This window comes from Burkholderia sp. AU15512 (genome assembly GCF_002223325.1).
Classification (GTDB): Bacteria; Pseudomonadota; Gammaproteobacteria; order Burkholderiales; family Burkholderiaceae; genus Burkholderia.
In genome coordinates this window covers 1,535,651-1,551,833 of record NZ_NKEX01000006.1, presented here as the reverse complement: position 1 = coordinate 1,551,833, position 16,183 = coordinate 1,535,651, and the positions used below count along the sequence as shown (strand labels likewise).

The 16,183-nt window shown below is 68.9% G+C and carries 15 protein-coding genes; 9 read left to right on the top strand and 6 right to left on the bottom strand.

The window, feature by feature from the left end; genetic code table 11:
* Positions 1-150: 150 nt before the first annotated feature.
* The 5 genes from CFB43_RS26290 to CFB43_RS38530 form a co-directional block, all read right to left on the bottom strand.
* Entirely contained in the window at positions 151-1,173 is a 1,023-nt protein-coding gene (locus CFB43_RS26290; protein WP_089497193.1) for an Ldh family oxidoreductase, read from the bottom strand.
* Between the two features lies 1 nt (position 1,174).
* Entirely contained in the window at positions 1,175-2,758 is a 1,584-nt protein-coding gene (locus CFB43_RS26285) for an aldehyde dehydrogenase (NADP(+)) (protein WP_089497192.1), read from the bottom strand.
* 75 nt (positions 2,759-2,833) lie between these two features.
* Positions 2,834-4,459, bottom strand: a complete 1,626-nt coding sequence (locus CFB43_RS26280) for an APC family permease (protein ID WP_089427722.1) — start codon at positions 4,457-4,459, stop codon at positions 2,834-2,836.
* A 233-nt stretch (positions 4,460-4,692) separates the two neighbouring features.
* The gene (locus CFB43_RS26270; protein ID WP_089497191.1) at positions 4,693-5,613 is read right to left on the bottom strand and encodes a dihydrodipicolinate synthase family protein; all 921 of its coding nucleotides are present in this window, start codon (positions 5,611-5,613) and stop codon (positions 4,693-4,695) included.
* 76 nt (positions 5,614-5,689) lie between these two features.
* Entirely contained in the window at positions 5,690-5,863 is a 174-nt protein-coding gene (locus tag CFB43_RS38530; protein ID WP_179254909.1) for a hypothetical protein, read from the bottom strand.
* 1 nt (position 5,864) lies between these two features.
* On the opposite strand from CFB43_RS38530, the gene CFB43_RS26265 reads away from it, so the two are divergent.
* The 4 genes from CFB43_RS26265 to CFB43_RS26250 all read left to right on the top strand — a co-directional run bounded on the left by CFB43_RS26265 (position 5,865) and on the right by CFB43_RS26250 (position 9,630).
* The gene (locus CFB43_RS26265; RefSeq protein WP_089498151.1) at positions 5,865-6,797 is read left to right on the top strand and encodes a 4-hydroxyproline epimerase; all 933 of its coding nucleotides are present in this window, start codon (positions 5,865-5,867) and stop codon (positions 6,795-6,797) included.
* Positions 6,794-7,921, top strand: coding sequence for an NAD(P)/FAD-dependent oxidoreductase (locus tag CFB43_RS26260; RefSeq protein ID WP_089497190.1), 1,128 nt, complete (start codon positions 6,794-6,796; stop codon positions 7,919-7,921). Before CFB43_RS26265 ends, CFB43_RS26260 begins: the two co-directional genes overlap by 4 nt.
* Positions 7,922-8,131: 210 nt before the next feature.
* The gene (locus CFB43_RS26255) at positions 8,132-8,365 is read left to right on the top strand and encodes a 2Fe-2S iron-sulfur cluster-binding protein (protein ID WP_012338331.1); all 234 of its coding nucleotides are present in this window, start codon (positions 8,132-8,134) and stop codon (positions 8,363-8,365) included.
* Positions 8,362-9,630, top strand: a complete 1,269-nt coding sequence (locus CFB43_RS26250) for an NAD(P)/FAD-dependent oxidoreductase (protein WP_089497189.1) — start codon at positions 8,362-8,364, stop codon at positions 9,628-9,630. Before CFB43_RS26255 ends, CFB43_RS26250 begins: the two co-directional genes overlap by 4 nt.
* Positions 9,631-9,825: 195 nt before the next feature.
* On the opposite strand, the gene CFB43_RS26245 is transcribed toward CFB43_RS26250, so the two are convergent.
* A complete protein-coding gene (locus tag CFB43_RS26245) occupies positions 9,826-10,770 on the bottom strand; it encodes a LysR substrate-binding domain-containing protein (protein WP_089497188.1) in 945 nt (314 codons plus the stop codon).
* Positions 10,771-10,933: 163 nt separating this feature from the next.
* On the opposite strand from CFB43_RS26245, the gene gtdA reads away from it, so the two are divergent.
* The 5 genes from gtdA (at position 10,934) to CFB43_RS26220 (ending at position 16,120) form a co-directional block, all read left to right on the top strand.
* Positions 10,934-11,977 carry a gentisate 1,2-dioxygenase gene (gtdA, locus tag CFB43_RS26240; RefSeq protein ID WP_089497187.1) on the top strand — a complete coding sequence of 348 codons (1,044 nt, stop codon included), beginning with the start codon at positions 10,934-10,936 and terminating at the stop codon, positions 11,975-11,977.
* Positions 11,978-12,081: 104 nt separating this feature from the next.
* A complete protein-coding gene (locus tag CFB43_RS26235; RefSeq protein ID WP_089497186.1) occupies positions 12,082-12,780 on the top strand; it encodes a fumarylacetoacetate hydrolase family protein in 699 nt (232 codons plus the stop codon).
* Between the two features lie 25 nt (positions 12,781-12,805).
* Positions 12,806-13,447, top strand: a complete 642-nt coding sequence (gene maiA / locus CFB43_RS26230; RefSeq protein WP_089497185.1) for a maleylacetoacetate isomerase — start codon at positions 12,806-12,808, stop codon at positions 13,445-13,447.
* 19 nt (positions 13,448-13,466) lie between these two features.
* Positions 13,467-14,675, top strand: coding sequence for a 3-hydroxybenzoate 6-monooxygenase (locus CFB43_RS26225; RefSeq protein ID WP_089497184.1), 1,209 nt, complete (start codon positions 13,467-13,469; stop codon positions 14,673-14,675).
* 80 nt (positions 14,676-14,755) lie between these two features.
* Entirely contained in the window at positions 14,756-16,120 is a 1,365-nt protein-coding gene (locus CFB43_RS26220) for an MFS transporter (protein WP_089497183.1), read from the top strand.
* Positions 16,121-16,183 lie beyond the last annotated feature (63 nt).

Here is a 16,183-nt window from a genome sequence, read left to right as displayed (position 1 = left end):
GCGCACAAGCCGAAAGAACCGAACAAAGCGCGGCGCGAAGATGCCATGGCGGGAACACGCGAAGCCGGAAGCCGGCCATCGCCAGCGGAGCCCGGCAGCGGCTTCATCGCCCGTCTTGCCGACGTCGAAGCCGCGCCGCTCGATCGCGCGTCAGCCGAGCAGCGTCAGGATCTCGTCGTACAGCGCCTTCGGAATCCGCACGCCGTTCGCGATGCTGCGCGCGCGGGCGTCGAAGCGGCGTTGCGACGGCAGCCGCGCACCCTGCGCGACGATCGATTCGAACATCCGTTCGCCGCGCGCGAGCCCCGTGTCGAGATCGTCGCCGAGGAACACCTTCGGATCGAACGCGATCACGAGCTCGCCGTGGCACGGCGTCGCGCCGACGCCTTCGTCGAAGTCCATCGACTCGCGGCTCGTCATGTCGCCGATCAGCGCGCCGCCGAGCAGTTCGACCATCGCCGCGAGCGCCGAACCCTTGTGGCCGCCGAACGTGCGCATCGCGCCCTGCAGCGCGGCTTTCGGATCGGTGGTCGGCCGGCCGTCGGCGTCGATGGCCCATTCCGGCGGGATCGCCTTGCCTTGCTTCGCATGCAGCTCGATGTCGCCGCGCGCGATCGCGCTCGTCGCGAAATCGAACACGAACGGCACGCCGCCCGGGCGCGGCCATGCGAACGCGATCGGGTTTGTGCCGAACACCGGCTCCTTGCCGCCTTCCGGCGCAACCCAGCTATGGCTCGGATTCATCGCAATGCCGACGAGCCCCTCGGCCGCGATGGCCTCGACCTCGGGCCACAGCGCGGAGAAGTGGTAGCAATGGTTGATCGTCATCGCGGCGATGCCGTGCTGTTTCGCCATCTCGACGAGCACCGGCAGGCCTGTCTCGAAGCTCAGCAGCGAGAAGCCGCGATGGGCGTCGACCGAGACGATCGACGACGACAGCCGGCGCAGCGTCGGCACGGCTTGCGGATCGACCTTGCCCTTCTTCAGCGAACGCACGCAGACGAGCAGCCGGTACACGCCGTGCGAATGGCATTCGTCGCGCTGGCCTTGCGTGATCACGTTGGCGATGGCATGCGCATGCGCGTCGGACATTCCATGATGCGTCAGCACGCGCAGCGCGAGCGCATGGACTTCATCGAGCGACAGGACGATTTCGTCGGTGGATGCGGTCATCTCACGCCCCCCGCGGCGCGGGCACGCCGTCGATACGTTGCGGCACGTTCAACGGATTGCCGTTGCGGATCGCGTCCGGCAGCAGCGCGTCAGGCAGGTCCTGATACGACACCGGACGCAGGAAGCGCTCGATCGCGCGCGCGCCGACGGACGTCGTGCGCGTATCGGACGTGGCCGGGAACGGGCCGCCGTGCACCATCGCATGGCCGACCTCGACGCCCGTGCCGAAGCCGTTGACGAGAATGCGGCCGGCCTTGCGCTCGAGCAGCGGGCGCAGCGCGGCGAACAGCGGCGCGTCGCCATCGGCGAGATGCGCGGCGATCGTCAACTGGCCTTCGAGCGACTTCAGCACGCGATGCAGCGTGTCCGCGTCCGGGCAACGCACGATCAGCGAAGCGGGGCCGAACACCTCGTCGCGCAATTCGGGATGCGCGATGAAAGCGTCGGCCGAGGTCGCGAGCAGCGCCGCGCGGGCCTGCAGACGATTGCCTTCGGCGCCTTGCGCGAGCAGCTCGACGGCCGCGTGATCGCGCAGCGCCGCGACACCTTGTTCGTAGCTGGCGTGGATGGGCGGCGTCAGCATCGTTTGCGCGGGCGCGGCACGCACCGCGGCGGCGGCCGTTTCCTCGAACGCGCGCAGCGCGGGACCGTCGACGGCGAGCACGAGGCCCGGGTTCGTGCAGAACTGACCGGCGCCGAGCGTGAGCGACGCGACGAACTGCGGCGCGATCGCATCGTGGCGCGTGTCGAGCGCGGCGGGAAACAGCAGCACGGGATTGATCGAGCTCATTTCCGCATAGACGGGAATCGGCTCGGGGCGCGCGGCCGCGATGTGCATCAGCGCGACGCCGCCGCGGCGCGAGCCGGTGAAGCCGACGGCCTTCATGCGCGGATCGGCGACGAGCGCCTGGCCGATCTCGCGCGACGCGTCGAACAGCAGCGAGAACACGCCGGCCGGCATCCCGCATTCACGCGCGGCTTGCTGGATCGCGCGGCCGACGAGTTCCGAGGTACCAGGATGCGCCGAATGCGCCTTGACGATCACCGGGCAGCCGGCCGCGAGCGCCGAGGCGGTATCGCCGCCGGCGACCGAGAACGCGAGCGGGAAGTTCGACGCACCGAACACGGCGACGGGCCCGACCGCGACGTTGCGCAGGCGCAGGTCGACGCGCGGCAGCGGCTTGCGCTCGGGGCGCGCCGGATCGATCCGCGCGTCGAGAAAGCCGCCGTCGCGCACGAGCGACGCGAACAGCGCGAGCTGGCCGACCGTGCGGCCGCGCTCGCCTTCGATGCGCGCGCGCGGCAGGCCCGTTTCGATGACGCAGCGCTCGATCAGGTCGTCGCCGAGCGCCATGATGTGGCGGCCGATCGCGTCGAGAAACGCGGTGCGGGCTTCGAGCGACGTTTCGCGATAGGTGTCGAAGGCGTCGTCGGCGAGCGCGCAGGCCGTCTCCAGGTCGTGCAGGCTCGCACCGCCGAAGGCGGGTTCGAGCCGTTCGCCGGTGGCGGCGGCGATCGCGTGGAGGGTGCCGTTCTGTCCGGCGACGGCGGACGGGCCGATCAGGAGCTGACCTGTGAGTTGCATGGTTTTCCTCGGAAAAAACAGGAGCCGGGCGTGGAGCGCCCGGCCGAAGGGATCATGGGAAAAGGAGCGAGTGCGTCAGTCCTCGTCGTCGTCGAGTTGCAGCTTCTCCGAGCGCACGCCGGTGTTCGCCCCCCAGTAGTAGATGACGAGCGCGACGGCCGCGACGACGACCGTGTCGTACGGATGGGCAAGCTGGCCCGTGCCGCCGAAGCCGCCGAGATACGACAGCACGATCATCGCGGCGTAGAACGCGATCAGCCACGCGGACGAGCGCACCTGCTCGGCAAGGCTCAGGTGCGCGGTCGGCACCCAGCGGCGGCACGCCAGATAGATCACGAACATCACGATCTGCAGGCCGAGCAGCCAGGACACCGTGCTCCAGCCCGACCAGTAGACGATCAGCGCGGCGATCACGAACGACGCGGGGCCGGTGATGCCGAACGCGCTTGCGCGGAACGGCCGGGGGAGATCCGGTGCGGTGCGGCGGAGTGCGGCGACCGACACCGGCGCCACCGCATAGCTCAGCACCAGCGCGGCCGACACGATGTTGATCAGCGCTTCCCACGACGGGAACGGCAGCGTCCAGAAGATCGCGAGGCCGAACGTGAGCCACAGGCCCGCGCGCGGGATGCCCGACGCTTCGTCGACGCGCGTGAACACCTTGAAGAACGTGCCCGTCTTCGCCCAGCCGTAGACCACGCGCGGCGTCGCGTTCATGTAGATGTTGCCGCAGCCGCTCGGCGAGATCATCGCGTCGGCGACGACCATCACCGCGAGCCAGCCGACGCCGAGCGCCAGCGCGATGTCGCGGTACGGCAGCGAGAACGCCTTGCTCACGTCATGCCAGCCGGCGGCGAGCATGTCGGTGGGGATGCTGCCGATGAACGCGAGCTGCAGCAGCACGTAGATCAGCGTCGACAGCAGGATCGACAGGATCAGCGCGATCGGGATCGTGCGCTGCGGATTGCGCACCTCGCTCGCGACCGACACGATCGGCGTGAGCCCGAGGTACGCGAAGATGATGCCGCCCGCGGACACGGCCATCTCGATGCCCGGCATGCCGAACGGCGCGAAGCCCTGGATCGTCAGGTTCGCGGGCTTGAAGAACGTGAACAGCACCGCGATCACGGCCAGCGGCACGATGAACTTGAAGAGGCTGATGATGTTGTTCGCCTTCGCGAACGTCTTCACGCTCGAATAGTTCAGGTAAAAGAAGAAGCCCAGCAGCGCGGCCTGCACGAGCCAGCCGAGCGTGGTCGGGTCGCTCGATCCTGCGACGGTCAGGCCCGGAAACCACGCGGCCGCATACTGGCGCGCGGCGACGACCTCGATCGCGATCAGGCTCGAAAAGGCGATCAGCGTGATGAAGCCCATCAGGTAGCCGAGCAGCGGGCCGTGCGAGAACACCGGGTAGCGCACGACGCCGCCCGCGCGCGGCAGCGCGGCGCCGAGTTCGCAGTAGACGATGCCGAGCAGCAGCACCGCGAAGCCGCCGAGCAGCCACGAGAAGATGCCGGCCGGGCCCGCGATCGTCGACACGTGACTCGCGGCGAACAGCCACCCCGAACCAAAAATGGCGCCGAGACCGATGAACGTGAGATCGGTCAGCGACAGCTGTTTCTTGAACTTGCCGTGACCCGCGTCGGGGTGCGCGGAACGGGAAAGCGGGACAGACGGGTGAGCGTTGCCTTGGCCTGGCATGGGCGTGTCTCCTGGAGGAATATCGGCACAGGCTCGAGGTGCGCCGCGCTCCGACGGAGCAGCGGCGCCAGCCTGCCGGCCGGCGTCGCCCGGTTCGAACGACCGGGGCGGGCTGCGGGGCGTTCACGCGCGGCGCGCTCGGGCGCCGGTATGAACGGGCCCGCAAGCCATGCCGGACCGGAGACGGCGGCGCGCAGGGGGGAAAGCCCGCGCGCCGCCGCAGCGGGAGTCGATCAGAGACCGACGTCGGGCAGCGCGGGGCGCGTTTCGAGCGCCTTCGCGACGATGGCCTTCACTTCCGCGAGCGTGTCGCCCTGCAGCGCGAGGCGCGGCGGGCGCGTGATCGCGCTGCCGCGGCCGACCAGCTCTTCGCACAGCTTGATGCACTGCACGAGGTCGGGGCGTGCGTCGAGGTGCAGCAGCGGCATGAACCAGCGATATAGCGCGAGCGCTTCGTCGAAGCGCTTCTGCTTCGCGAGGCGGAACAGCGTCTCGCCTTCCTTCGGGAACGCGTTCGACATGCCCGATACCCAGCCTTCGGCGCCGACGGCAATGCTCTCGACCACGACGTCGTCGAGGCCCGCGAACAGCACGAAGCGATCGCCGACGGCGTTGCGCAGGTCGATGAAGCGGCGCGTATCGCCCGACGAATCCTTGAAGCAGACGATGTTCTCGCAATCCTGCAGCGCGATCAGCACGTCGGGTGTCACGTCGTTCTTGTAGATCGGCGGGTTGTTGTAGACCATCACCGGCAGGTCGGTGCTCGTCGCGACCGCACGGAAGTGCGCAGCGGTTTCGTGCGGCTTCGCCGAATAGACCAGCGCGGGCATCACCATCACGCCTTCGACGCCGACGCGCTGCGCCTCACGCACCGTGTTGCGCGCGAATTCGGTCGTGAATTCGGCGATGCCGGCGATCACCGGAATCTTGCCGCCGGCCGCGTCGCGTGCGGCCTCGATCACCTGGAGCTTCTCGCTCGTCGACAGCGACGTGTTCTCGCCGACCGTGCCGCAGACCACGAGGCCCGATACGCCGTCGTTCACCAGGTTCTTCACCACGCGGTGCGTGGCATCGATGTCGAGGGAAAAGTCCGGCTTGAACTGGGTGCTGACGGCCGGGAAAACCCCGGTCCACTGAATGGCGTTTCGGCTCACTTCAATCTCCTACGTGTTTGTATCGGTCGGCCGACAGGTGTCGGTGTGGCAACCAGTATCGCCGCGCAAATGCCCATCACGCTTGAGTCGTATCGCGGAGCAAAATGACGAAATCGGCATAGCGGCCGGACGGCGCGGGAAGGGCGCTTCGCACTATGCCGATTTCGTCGTCGTCCTCATCGAAAAGCCACAAGCGGGCGGACGCGCGACGGAGGAAGCTGTGCTCCTTTCCCCACTTCGGACGGCTCATGATGAAGCGCATCCAGATCATCGATTCGCACACGGGCGGCGAACCCACTCGGCTCGTCGTGTCCGGTTTCCCCGCGCTCGGCAGCGGCACGATGGCCGAGCGTCGCGACGTGCTCGCGCGCGAACACGACCGCTACCGCACCGCCTGCATTCTCGAACCGCGCGGCAGCGACGTGCTGGTCGGCGCGCTGCTGTGCGAACCCGTGTCGCCCGAGGCGGCGGCCGGCGTGATCTTCTTCAACAATAGCGGCTATCTCGGGATGTGCGGGCACGGCACGATCGGCGTCGTGCGTACGCTGCACCATATGAGGCGCATCGCGCCCGGCGTGCACCGGATCGAGACGCCCGTCGGCACCGTCGAGGCGACGCTGCACGACGACCTGTCGGTCAGCGTGCGCAACGTACCCGCATATCGCCATGCGAAGGGCGTCGCGCTCGACGTACCGGGTTACGGCCCCGTGAAGGGCGACATCGCATGGGGCGGCAACTGGTTCTTCCTGATCAGCGACCATGGGCAGCGCGTCGCCGGCGACAACGTCGCGGCGCTCACCGCGTATGCGTCGGCCGTGCGCGAAGGGCTCGAACGCGCGGGCATCACCGGCGCGAACGGCGGCGAGATCGACCATATCGAGCTGTTCGCCGACGATCCCGAGCACGACAGCCGCAGCTTCGTGCTGTGCCCGGGCCTCGCCTACGACCGCTCACCGTGCGGCACCGGCACGAGCGCGAAGCTCGCGTGCCTCGCGGCCGACGGCAAGCTCGAACCGGGCGCCGTATGGCGGCAGGCGAGCGTGATCGGCAGCGTGTTCCAGGCGAGCTACGAAGTGGCCGACGGCGGCATCGTGCCGACGATTCGTGGCAGCGCGCACCTGAGCGCGGAAGCGACGCTGCTGATCGAGGAAGATGATCCATTCGGCTGGGGCATTGCGCCGTGAGCGACACGAAGACGGATGTCGTCGTGATCGGCGCCGGCATCGTCGGCGCGGCGTGCGCACACGAACTCGCGCAGCGCGGGCTGCGCGTGCTCGTCGTCGACGACGCGAGCGGCGGGGCAACCGGCGCGGGCATGGGGCACCTCGTCGCGATGGACGACAACGCGGCCGAACTCGCGCTCAGCCATTACTCGATCGAACTGTGGCGCGCGCTGAGCGGCGAGATGCCGGAAGGGTGCGCGTACCGCAACTGCGGCACGTTGTGGCTCGCCGCCGATGCGCACGAAATGGATCTGGCGCGTGCGAAGCAGGCGACGCTGGCCGCGCATGGCGTGGCGGGCGAGCTGATCGACGCGGCGACGCTCGCGCGACTGGAGCCGATGCTGCGCGCGGGCCTCGGCGGTGCGCTGAAGATTCCCGGCGACGCGATCCTCTATGCGCCCGTCACCGCGAACTGGCTGCTGCAGCGCGCGCCGCGCATCACGTTGCGGCGCGACCGGGCCGTCGCGGTCGATGGCCCGAGCGTGACGCTCGCGAGCGGCGACACGCTGCGCGCGGAGCGGGTGATCGTCGCGAACGGCGTGGCCGCGCGCACGCTGCTGCCCGAGTTGCCGCTGCGCCCGAAAAAGGGCCATCTGCTGATCACCGACCGCTATCCGGGCCAGGTGTCGCACCAGCTCGTCGAGCTGGGCTATGCGGCGAGCGCACATGCGAGCGACGGCACGTCGGTCGCGTTCAACGTGCAGCCGCGGCCGACCGGCCAGTTGCTGATCGGTTCGTCGCGCCAGTTCGACACCGAGGACGCGCAAGTCGACCCGCCGGTGCTCGCGCGCATGCTGCGCCGCGCAGTGGGTTATCTGCCGGACCTGGCCGACCTGAACGGCATCCGCGCATGGACGGGCTTCCGTTCCGCGAGCCCCGACGGGCTGCCGCTGCTCGGCGAGCATCCGGCGCGGCCTGGCGTGTGGCTCGCGGTCGGGCATGAAGGGCTCGGCGTGACGACCGCGCCGGGCAGCGCGCGGCTCGTCGCGGCGCTGATGGCCGGCGAACGGCCGCCCATCGATATCGAACCGTATTTGCCGGGACGCTTCCTGAGCGCGTCCCTCGTCGCCGGAGCGCTGACATGAAACGACCCCCACGCTCACTTCGTTCGCTGTCGACCGGTGTTGGCGCTTCAGCGTTTACTCCGGTCCCATGCACGGCGCCCCCCGCGGGGGCGGTCAACCTCCTTGGGGCGGCCCGGCGGAGGCTGAGATGAAACGACCCCCACGCTCACTTCGTTCGCTGCCCCCCGTGGGGGCAGTCAGCCCCCTTGGGGCGGCCCGGCGGAGGCTGACATGATCATTCATCTGGACGGCCGCGCGCTGACGGTGGCCGACGGCGCGACCGTCGCGGCCGCCGTCGCGGCGAGCGGCGACGACACGACGCGCGTGTCGTGCACGGGTGCGGCGCGTGCGCCGTTTTGCGGAATGGGCATCTGCCAGGAGTGCAGGATGACGATCGATGGCCGTCGCCGGCTGGCTTGCCAGACGCTGTGCCGCGACGGGATGCAGGTGGAGCGCACGCGATGAAACAGGAACGACTGAGCGTCGACGTCGCGATCGTCGGTGCGGGGCCGGCCGGGCTGTCGGCCGCGCGGGCCGCCGCGCGCAGCGGTGCGACGGTTGCGATCGTCGACGACAATCCGCGCGCGGGCGGGCAGATCTGGCGGCAAGGCGCGGCGACTACGCCGACGCCGGCCGCCGCCGAGCGGCTCGCCGTGTTGCGGCAGCCGAACGTCACGCATCTCGCGGCGACGCGCATCGTCGCCGAAACGCAGCCGGGTACGCTGCTGCTCGAGGATGACGAACGCGGGCTGTTGCTCGATTTCCGCACGCTGATTCTCTGCTGCGGCGCACGCGAGCTGCTGTTGCCGTTTCCGGGCTGGACGCTGCCGGGTGTCACCGGCGCAGGCGGCTTGCAGGCGTTGATCAAGTACGGCCTCGACGTGCGCGGGCAGCGCACGGTGATCGCGGGCAGCGGGCCGCTGCTGCTGGCGAGCGCGGCGACGGCCCGGCAGGCCGGCGCGCGCGTGTCGCACGTGCTCGAACAGGCCGCATGGGGCGACGTGGCCGGGTTCGGGGCGGGGCTGTGGCGCTGGCCGTCGAAGCTTGCGCAGGCCGCGAAGCTCGTCACCGCCGCCTATCGGCCTGATGCGCATGTCGTCGAGGCGTTCGGCGACAAGCGGCTCGAACGCGTGCGGATTCGTCAGGGCGATCGTGAGTTCGACGTCGACTGCGACCGGCTCGCGTGCGGCTTCGGCCTCGTGCCGAATACCGCGCTGCCGAGTCATCTCGGCTGCCGGATCGACGATGGCGCGGTGGCGGTCGATGTGCACCAGCGTACGAGCCGCGATGGTGTTTTTGCGGCGGGCGAGTGCACGGGCGTCGGCGGTAGCGAACTGGCGATGGTCGAAGGCGAAATCGCCGGTTTGGCGGCGACCGGGCAGACGGCGCGGTTGGCCGCGCTGGTTACGCAGCGGGCGCACTGGCAGGTGTTTGCCGATGCCGTACGCGAGCGTTTCGCGATCCGCGAACCGATCCGCCGGCTCGCGCGGGCCGACACGTTGCTGTGCCGTTGCGAGGACGTGCGTTTCGACGCCGTCGCGCAAGCACCGGGCTGGACGGCCGCGAAGCTGCAATCACGCTGTGGGATGGGCGCGTGTCAGGGCCGCGTGTGCGGCGCCGCTGCGCAGGCGCTGTTCGGCTGGACACCGCCGGCGCCGCGCACGCCGCTCGTGCCCGCGCGGGTCGGCACGCTGATGCTGGACGGTACGGCATCCTGCGACGGCGCGTGACGCGTCGCCGCAACACGGCAACACGGCAACACGGCAACACGGCAACACGGCAACACGGCAACACGGCAACACGGCAACACGGCAACACGGCAACACGGCAACACGGCAACACGGCAACACGGCAACACGGCAACACGGCAACACGGCAACACGGCAACACGGCAACACGGCCCGGTTGACACCGGGCCGCGCCATTCATTCCGCCTTCACTTTCTCCCATCCGCCGACCTGCGGCGCCGCGCAGGCGCGCAGGCACTCGATCGTCGCGGCCACGGCCGCGCGATTCGCGCTGTCGGGATGCCAGTACATCGACACCGCACCCTGGCCCTCGAGCTGCATCGGCAGGATCCGGATCGCGTTCAGTTGCGCGAAGCGCTGCGCAGCGCGGTGCGATGCCACGCCGAGCAGGTCGGTGTTGTTCAGCAGCGTGAGGTTGAGGATCGACGAATTCGATTCGACGCAGTGTGGCGGCCGTGCGCGGCCGGCGGCCGACAGCGCGGCCTCCAGCGCGTTGTGCACGGGCGTGCCCGACGGCCATACGATCCACGAGTAGGCGAGCACGTCGTCCCAGTCGACCGACGTCGCACCGGCGAGCGCGTGGCCGGGCCGCGCGACGAACACGACCGGATCGACATACAGCGCTTCGGCATGCAGCAGCGGATCGACGGATGTCGACCCCGAGCGGCCCACGACGATATCCAGTTCGCTGCGTGCGAGCTGAGGCATCAGCTGGTTCATCGTGCTTTCGGTCATCCGGACCTGCGCGCGCGGCATCCGTTTCAGCAATTGCGACACCGCGAGCGGCACCGTGTCGGCCGCCGCTACGCCGGACGTACCGATCGTCACGAGGCCGCTGCCGCCTTCCCGCAGCGCGGCCATGTCGTCGCGTGCGATGTCGAGCTGCGCTTCGACGCGGCGCGCATGCTCGATCAATGCTTCGCCGTACGGCGTCGGCCGCAGGCCGCGCGCATGCCGCTCGAACAGCGGCAGCCCGACATCCTCTTCCAGTTCCTTCAGCCATTTCGACAGCGCGGGCTGCGTGGTGGCGAGCGCGACTGCCGACTGGCTCAGATTGCCGGTGCCGGCAAGACTCAACAGTACCTGCAGATGCCGCAGTCGCAGCCGGTGGGTCCAGTCCATCGCATGCCTCGTCGCGAGTAGGTATATCCAGAAATATATGGATCAGATGATTTGACCATTTTACCGGGTATGTCTGGGTCGAATATAAATCAGCTAACGGACTGCAGCACGGTCTCGCCCCGACATAGCGCCGACGCCGATCGGCCGACTCCAAGGAGACATCATGACGACCCACCCGGACGCGTCGCGCGCCGCCTACTACGCACGGATCGCCGAGCAACGCCTGGCGCCGCTGTGGGAATCGCTGCACAACCTCGTGCCGACATCCCCGCAGCCGGCCGCGCAGGCCGCGATCTGGAAATACGCGCAGGTGCGCGACCTCGTGATGCAGGCCGGCAGCGTGATCAGCGCGGAAGAAGCCGTGCGCCGGGTGCTGGTGCTGGAGAACCCGGGGCTGCCCGGCAAGTCGAGCATGACGCCGACCCTGTACGCGGGCCTGCAGCTGATCCTGCCGGGCGAGATCGCGCCAAGCCACCGGCACACGCAGTCGGCGCTGCGCTTCATCGTCGAAGGGCGTGGCGCGTGGACGGCCGTGAACGGCGAGCGCACGACGATGCATCCGGGCGACTTCATCATCACGCCGTCGTGGGCATGGCACGACCACGGCAACCCGCCGGAAGAAGCGGGCGGCGAGCCGGTCGTGTGGCTCGACGGGCTCGACATCCCGCTGCTCGCGAACCTCGACGCAGGCTTCGCGGAGAACTACCCGGAAGCCGTGCAGCCGGTGAATCGCCCGGAAGGCGACAGCTTCGCGCGCTTCGGTCACAACATGGTGCCGGTGCGGCATCGCGCGAGCGATCCGACGTCGCCGGTATTCAGCTACCCGTATGCCCGCACCCGCGAAGCGCTCGACGCGCTGTACCGGAACGGCGAGCTCGATGCGTGGGACGGCGTGAAGCTGCGCTATGTGAACCCCGCGACGGGCGGCTGGCCGATGCCGACGATCGCCACCTTCATGCAGTTCCTGCCGGCCGGTTTCGACGGCCGCACGTACCGCAGCACCGACGCGACGATCTACTGCGTCGTCGAAGGCCGCGGCACCGCGCACATCGGCGGCAACGCCTTCGAATTCGAGGCGCACGACATCTTCGTCGCGCCGTCGTGGGTGCCGGTGCGGCTGTCTGCGTCGTCCGACAGCGTGCTGTTCAGCTATTCCGACCGGCCCGTGCTCTCCGCGCTGAACCTGCTGCGCGAAGCGCGCGACTGACGCCGGCCGGTTTCGACGATCCGTTTTCCGTTTCCCGTTTCCCGTTTCCCGTGCGTCGCTGCGGCGGCGCGCCCCCTTCATTCGTATTGATGCTGGAGCCATTCATGACTTTCGTTTTCCAGCCCGAAGCGCCCGTGGCGCTCCCCGTCGTCGGCAGTGACGCGCAGTTCGCGGTGCGCCGCGTGTATTGCGTCGGTCGCAACTACGCGGCCCATGCACGTGAAATGGGCTTCGATCCCGATCGCGAGCCGCCGTTCTTCTTCTGCAAGCCGGCCGATTCGATCGTGCCGGTCGCGTACGGCGACACGCTCGATCTCGCCTATCCGTCGCAGACGCAGAACTATCACTACGAAGCCGAGCTCGTCGCGGTGATCGGCAAGGGCGGTTCGGACATCCCGCTCGAGCGCGCGCTCGAACACGTGTGGGGCTACGCGGTCGGCCTCGACATGACGCGCCGCGACCTGCAGATGAAGATGCGCGAGATGGGCCGGCCATGGGAAATCGGCAAGGCATTCGACCGCTCGGCGCCGATCGGGCCCGTGCATCCGGCGAGCGAGGTCGGCCACTTCGAACAGGGCGGCCTGTGGCTGACCGTCAACGATGCGACGAAGCAGAGGAGCGACGTGTCGCACCTGATCTGGTCGGTCGCGGAAACGGTGGCCGACCTGTCGAAGTTCTTCCGCCTCGAACCGGGCGACGTGATCTTCACGGGCACGCCCGAAGGCGTCGGCGCGGTGGTCGCGGGCGACGTGATGAAGGTCGGCGTCGAACGGCTCGGCGAACTGACCGTGCGCGTGGTCTGACGCATCTTGATCAAAAGGCGACATCGTGCAACTGCATAGCTTCTTCAACAGTTCGACGTCCTACCGGGTGCGTATCGCGCTCGCGCTGAAAGGGCTGCCGTACGACACGCTGCCGGTGAACATCCGCACCGGCGAGCATCGCGAGGCGGCGTACGTCGCGAACGTGAATCCGTCGGCCGCGGTGCCGGCGCTGGTCGATGGGGATTTTCGTCTCGGGCAGTCGCTCGCGATCCTCGATTACCTCGACCAGATCCAGCCGACGCCTCGACTGATTCCGCTCGAACTGCACCATCGTGCGCGCGTGCTGGAACTCGCGACGCTGATCGCATGCGACATCCATCCGGTCAACAACCTGCGCGTGCTGCGCTATCTCGACACCGAGTTGAAGGTCACGCCGCAGCAGAAGACCGCGTGGTACCGCCACTGGATCGCGGAAGGGATGGCCGCCGTCGAGCGGCTGCTCGTGCGCGCGGACGAGGGCCCGTGGTGCTTCGGCGACACGCCGACGCTCGCGGACGTATGCCTCGTGCCGCAGGTCGCGAACGCGTTGCGGATGGATTGCGACCTGAGCGCGTATCCGCGCAGCCTCGCGGTTTATGAACACGCGCGGCACGAGCCGGCGTTCGACGCGGCACAGCCGCAGCGGCAACCGGATTACGTCGCGTAACACGAAGCAGGAGACAGACATGGGCGAGACAAAACACAACGGCCGGCGCGTGCTGGTGATCGGCGGCGGCATCGGCGGGCTCGCGACGGCGCTCGCGCTCGCGCGCCAGGGCATCCGCGTGAAGCTGCTCGAACAGGCCGATGAGATCGGCGAGATCGGCGCGGGGATCCAGCTCGCGGCGAACGCATTCAACGCGCTCGATGCGCTGGGTGTCGGCGAGGCCGCGCGCGGCCGGGCGGTGTTCACCGACTGGCTGCAACTGATGGATGCGGTCGATGCGCGCGAGGTGGCGCGGGTCGATACGGGCGCCGCGTACCGCGAGCGCTTCGGCAATCCGTATGCGGTGATTCATCGCGCGGACATTCACCTGTCGATCTACGAGGCGGTCAAGGACCACCCGCTGATCGAATTCCGGACGAGCACGCAGGTGTGCGGCTTCGAGCAGGACGGCAACGGCGTGACCGTGACCGACCAGCACGGCGAGCGTTATCGCGCGGATGCGGTGATCGGCTGCGACGGCGTGAAATCCGCGATCCGTCAAGCGCTGATCGGCGACGCGCATCGCGTGACGGGCCACGTCGTGTATCGCGCGGTGGTCGACGTCGACAACATGCCGCAGGACCTGCAGATCAATGCGCCGGTGGTATGGGCCGGCCCGCATTGCCATCTCGTCCACTACCCGCTGCGCGGTGGACGGCAGTACAACCTCGTCGTCACGTTCCACAGCCGCGAGCAGGAAACCTGGGGCGTGCGCGAGGGCAGCAAGGAAGAAGTGCTGTCGTACTTCGACGGCGTCCATCCGCTGCCGAAGCAGATGCTCGACCGGCCGACGTCGTGGAAGCGCTGGGCGACCGCCGATCGCGATCCGGTCGAACGCTGGAGCGAGGGCCGCGCGACGGTGCTCGGCGACGCCGCGCATCCGATGACGCAATACATCGCGCAGGGCGCGTGCCAGGCGCTCGAGGACGCGGTGACGCTCGGTGCGGCCGTGGCCCGCACCGATGGCGATTTCGAGGCCGCGTTCGCGCTGTACGAACGTGTGCGGATTCCGCGCACCGCACGCGTGCTGTATTCGGCGCGCGAGATGGGGCGGATCTACCACGCGAAGGGCGTCGAGCGGCAGGTGCGCAACGGGCTCTGGGTCGGCCGCACGCAGGCGCAGTTCTACGACGCGCTCGACTGGCTGCACGGCTGGCGCGCGGAGGATTGCCTGAAGACGGTCGCGTAACGCGGCGCGGTTGCCCCGATTCCGGCGGCGCGCAATTCAACGACACGACGCGCGACCGCCTTCCTGGAGGAGACACCATCATGACCGATACGCTGTCCATCGACGTCAGCGAATGGATCGACCGGCATCGCGTGGCGCCGTTTCAGGCCGCGATCGTCGTCCTGTGCTTTCTGATCGTCGCGATCGACGGTTTCGATACCGCATCGATCGGGTTCATCGCCCCCGTCATCCGTGCGGAATGGGGGCTGTCGCCCGCGCAGCTCGCACCGGTGTTCGGTGCGGGGCTCGCGGGGCTGATGGCCGGCGCGCTCGTGTTCGGGCCGTTCGGCGACCGGTTCGGCCGCAAGCGGCTGCTGCTCGCCTGCGTGGCATGCTTCGGCATTGCGAGCGCCGCGTCGGCGAGCGCGGGCGGCCTGACCGAGCTGATCGCGTGGCGCTTCGTGACCGGGCTCGGGCTCGGCGGCGCGATGCCCAATGCGATCACGCTGACGTCCGAATACTGCCCGGCGCGACGCCGCTCGCTGCTGGTGACGACGATGTTCTGCGGCTTCACGATCGGTTCCGCACTCGGTGGGCTTGCGGCTGCGTCGTTGATCGAACACCACGGCTGGCGGGCGGTGCTCGTCGTCGGCGGCGCCGCGCCGTTGTTGCTGCTGCCGGTGCTTGCGTGGCGGCTGCCGGAATCGGTGCGCTATCTCGTCAATACAGGCGCGGCGCGCGAACGGATCGCGGCGATGCTCGGTCGTATCGCGCCGGATCCGCATCTTCTGAACGCGTCGTTCATCGCGCCCGCCAGCAAGCCGGCCGGGTCGCCGCTCGGCCGCCTGTTCGGCGCCGACCTGTTGCGCGGCACGCTGCTGCTGTGGCTCACGTTCTTCATGAGCCTGCTCGTGATCTACCTGCTGTCGAGCTGGCTGCCGACGCTGCTGCGCACGACCGGCGCGACGCTGCAGACGGCCGCGCGCGTGACCGCGATGTTCCAGGTCGGCGGCACGCTCGGCGCGATCGTCCTCGGCGGGCTGATGGACCGTTTCGATCCGCATCGCGTACTGGCCTGCAGCTATGCGGCGGCCGGCGTATTCGTCGCCGCGATCGGCGTGTTTGCCGCATCGCCCTGGGGCGCCGCGCTCGCGGTGTTCGCGGCCGGCTTCTGCGTGTCGGGTTCTCAGGTCGGCGCGAACGCGCTGTCGGCTGCGTTTTATCCGACCGAGTGTCGCACCACCGGCGTGAGCTGGGCGAACGGGATCGGCCGTGGCGGCTCGGTCGTCGGATCGATGACGGGCGGCGCGATGCTCGCGATGGGCGTGCCGTTGTCGACTGCGTTTGCCGTCGTCGCGGCGCCGTGCTTGATCGCAGGGATGGCGGTGCTGGCGCTCGGTGTGGTGCGTGCCGATGCGGCGCGCATGCCGGCCGCGAAGGCGATGGCGGGCGAGCAGACCACTTGAGCGAAGGAGGCGGTGCAAGGCCGCCTGCCGGCAAACAGCGGGGAGCGATATTATATAAATTAA

Bases quoted from the DNA above. Each gene is read 5' to 3' on its own strand.
- gtdA (WP_089497187.1), top strand. From the start codon at position 10,934: ATGACGACCCACCCGGACGCGTCGCGCGCCGCCTACTACGCACGGATC.
- CFB43_RS38530 (WP_179254909.1), bottom strand. From the start codon at position 5,863: ATGAGCCGTCCGAAGTGGGGAAAGGAGCACAGCTTCCTCCGTCGCGCG.
- CFB43_RS26245 (WP_089497188.1), bottom strand. From the start codon at position 10,770: ATGGACTGGACCCACCGGCTGCGACTGCGGCATCTGCAGGTACTGTTG.
- CFB43_RS26285 (WP_089497192.1), bottom strand. From the start codon at position 2,758: ATGCAACTCACAGGTCAGCTCCTGATCGGCCCGTCCGCCGTCGCCGGA.
- CFB43_RS26235 (WP_089497186.1), top strand. From the start codon at position 12,082: ATGACTTTCGTTTTCCAGCCCGAAGCGCCCGTGGCGCTCCCCGTCGTC.
- CFB43_RS26255 (WP_012338331.1), top strand. From the start codon at position 8,132: ATGATCATTCATCTGGACGGCCGCGCGCTGACGGTGGCCGACGGCGCG.
- CFB43_RS26265 (WP_089498151.1), top strand. From the start codon at position 5,865: ATGAAGCGCATCCAGATCATCGATTCGCACACGGGCGGCGAACCCACT.
- CFB43_RS26250 (WP_089497189.1), top strand. From the start codon at position 8,362: ATGAAACAGGAACGACTGAGCGTCGACGTCGCGATCGTCGGTGCGGGG.
- CFB43_RS26280 (WP_089427722.1), bottom strand. From the start codon at position 4,459: ATGCCAGGCCAAGGCAACGCTCACCCGTCTGTCCCGCTTTCCCGTTCC.
- CFB43_RS26220 (WP_089497183.1), top strand. From the start codon at position 14,756: ATGACCGATACGCTGTCCATCGACGTCAGCGAATGGATCGACCGGCAT.
- CFB43_RS26290 (WP_089497193.1), bottom strand. From the start codon at position 1,173: ATGACCGCATCCACCGACGAAATCGTCCTGTCGCTCGATGAAGTCCAT.
- CFB43_RS26225 (WP_089497184.1), top strand. From the start codon at position 13,467: ATGGGCGAGACAAAACACAACGGCCGGCGCGTGCTGGTGATCGGCGGC.